We start from the raw sequence: 2,626 nt of genomic DNA, 5'->3' as shown, positions 1-2,626 counted from the left end.
ACTCATTGAGATGTGTCATAGTATTCGTCGTTAGAAAACAATTATTATGACATTATTTCAATGAGTTATCTATTTTTGTCGTGTACAGAGCTCTTTTTTATTTTCTATTGATCTGGTGTTTAAAATGAATAAATATTTTACTTGCTATGTGGTTGCTTCTCTTTTTCTTTCTGGTTGTACGGTTCAGCATAATTTAATAAATGAAACCCCGAGTCAGATTGTTCAAGGACATAATCAGGTGATTCATCAATACTTTGATGAAAAAAACACCTCAGGTGTGCTGGTTATTCAAACAGATAAAAAAATTAATCTATATGGTAATGCTCTAAGCCGCGCAAATACAGAATATGTGCCAGCCTCTACATTTAAAATGTTGAATGCCCTGATCGGATTGGAGAACCAGAAAACGGATATTAATGAAATATTTAAATGGAAGGGCGAGAAAAGGTCATTTACCGCTTGGGAAAAAGACATGACACTAGGAGAAGCCATGAAGCTTTCTGCAGTCCCAGTCTATCAGGAACTTGCGCGACGTATCGGTCTTGATCTCATGCAAAAAGAAGTAAAACGTATTGGTTTCGGTAATGCTGAAATTGGACAGCAGGTTGATAATTTCTGGTTGGTAGGACCATTAAAGGTTACGCCTATTCAAGAGGTAGAGTTTGTTTCCCAATTAGCACATACACAGCTTCCATTTAGTGAAAAAGTGCAGGCTAATGTAAAAAATATGCTTCTTTTAGAAGAGAGTAATGGCTACAAAATTTTTGGAAAGACTGGTTGGGCAATGGATATAAAACCACAAGTGGGCTGGTTGACCGGCTGGGTTGAGCAGCCAGATGGAAAAATTGTCGCTTTTGCATTAAATATGGAAATGCGGTCAGAAATGCCGGCATCTATACGTAATGAATTATTGATGAAATCATTAAAACAGCTGAATATTATTTAAGAGCTTGACAGAAACTCTAATTTTATAAAAAGCCCATTTGAGATAAATGGGCCTTTTATAATCTGACTAATAATGAAACCTGTTAATTTTTCTAGTTTAAAATTTTACAGTGCTTTTAGTTGTTGTGATCCAATCCAGTGTTTAGAGAACTGATAGGCGGCACGTCCTGACCGTTGACCACGTGCCTGACACCAGCGTAGGGCTTCAGCATGGGCTTCGTCATTCATTGGCATATCTGTTTTAGCAAGATAGTGTTCTACAATGGTTAAATACAGGTTTTGATCCATTGGATAGAATGAAAGCCACATTCCAAAACGATCCGAGAGTGAAATTTTTTCCTCAATGGCTTCTTGTGGATGCAACTCGGTATATTGCGGTACATCTACACGAGTCACTGGCGTGTTCTCATGCATAAATTCTGGTAACAGATGTCGACGGTTGCTGGTTGCATAAATAATAAAATTACTTGTACCTGACTGTAATGAGCCATCAAGTACACTTTTTAAGCTGCGATAGTTTTCATCTTCAGCATTAAAGGCCAGATCATCGCAGTAGACAATGAACTTTTCCGGACGCTTCTTTATCTGCTTGAGTGCAGGATCAAGGAAAGATCGTTTCAACTCTGCCAAGTTCTTCTGTTGGGATTCCGGCAAAAGGAAACGGTCATTTAACCAAGCATGAGTAGTAACCCATAAGCCTGAAGATTTGAATTGAGCAAGACTGGCACTGTTGCAAAGTTAGCGATGAGGCAGCCTTTTGTCTTATTCAAAGGCCTTACATTTCAAAAACTCTGCTTACCAGGCGCATTTCGCCCAGGGGATCACCATAATAAAATGCTGAGGCCTGGCCTTTGCGTAGTGCACGCATCACCTCAATACCTTTGATGGTGGCGTAAGCCGTCTTCATGGATTTAAATCCCAGCGTGGCGCCGATTATCCGTTTCAGTTTGCCATGATCGCATTCAATCACGTTGTTCCGGTACTTAATCTGTCGGTGTTCAACGTCAGACGGGCACCGGCCTTCGCGTTTGAGCAGAGCAAGCGCGCGACCATAGGCGGGCGCTTTATCCGTGTTGATGAATCGCGGGATCTGCCACTTCTTCTCGTTGTTGAGGATTTTACCCAGAAACCGGTATGCAGCTTTGCTGTTACGACGGGAGGAGAGATAAAAATCGACAGTGCGGCCCCGGCTGTCGACGGCCCGGTACAGATACGCCCAGCGGCCATTGACCTTCACGTAGGTTTCATCCATGTGCCACGGGCAAAGATCGGAAGGGTTACGCCAGTACCAGCGCAGCCGTTTTTCCATTTCAGGCGCATAACGCTGAACCCAGCGGTAAATCGTGGAGTGATCGACATTCACTCCGCGTTCAGCCAGCATCTCCTGCAGCTCACGGTAACTGATGCCGTATTTGCAGTACCAGCGTACGGCCCACAGAATGATGTCACGCTGAAAATGCCGGCCTTTGAATGGGTTCATGTGCAGCTCCATCAGCAAAAGGGGATGATAAGTTTATCACCACCGACTATTTGCAACAGTGCCCCAAAAGATGCCAATATTCTTTCGACTACCTCCCCTCAAAGCCATATCACGTACGTTAATCCTGACTTCATTAAAATCAGTGGTTTCACTGAGGAAGAACTATTAGGCCAGCCTCACAACATCGTAAGACACCCAGAT

3 protein-coding genes and 1 pseudogene are annotated in these 2,626 nt (G+C 42.8%); 2 read left to right on the top strand and 2 right to left on the bottom strand.

Translation table 11 applies throughout. The annotated features are described in order from the left end of the window. Nucleotides 1-124: 124 nt before the first annotated feature. Nucleotides 125-946, top strand: coding sequence for an OXA-23 family carbapenem-hydrolyzing class D beta-lactamase OXA-23 (locus tag FOR85_RS12550; RefSeq protein WP_001046004.1), 822 nt, complete (start codon nt 125-127; stop codon nt 944-946). Nucleotides 947-1,050: 104 nt separating this feature from the next. Here FOR85_RS12550 and FOR85_RS12545 read toward each other — a convergent pair. Beyond that, nucleotides 1,051-1,614: pseudogene (locus tag FOR85_RS12545) on the bottom strand (DUF815 domain-containing protein); the annotation flags it as partial. 106 nt (nt 1,615-1,720) lie between these two features. Continuing rightward, nucleotides 1,721-2,425, bottom strand: coding sequence for an IS6-like element IS26 family transposase (locus FOR85_RS12540; RefSeq protein ID WP_144298181.1), 705 nt, complete (start codon nt 2,423-2,425; stop codon nt 1,721-1,723). On the opposite strand from FOR85_RS12540, the gene FOR85_RS12535 reads away from it, so the two are divergent. Further along, a partial coding sequence (locus FOR85_RS12535) for a PAS domain S-box protein (RefSeq protein WP_306767978.1) occupies nt 2,402-2,626 on the top strand: 225 nt, incomplete at its 3' end. The two genes, FOR85_RS12540 and FOR85_RS12535, sit on opposite strands and share 24 nt — an antisense overlap.

The organism is Psychrobacter sp. YGAH215 (genome assembly GCF_007280595.1).
GTDB classification, from domain to species: domain Bacteria; phylum Pseudomonadota; class Gammaproteobacteria; order Pseudomonadales; family Moraxellaceae; genus Psychrobacter; species Psychrobacter faecalis.
This window is presented reverse-complemented; position numbering and strand designations above follow the sequence as displayed.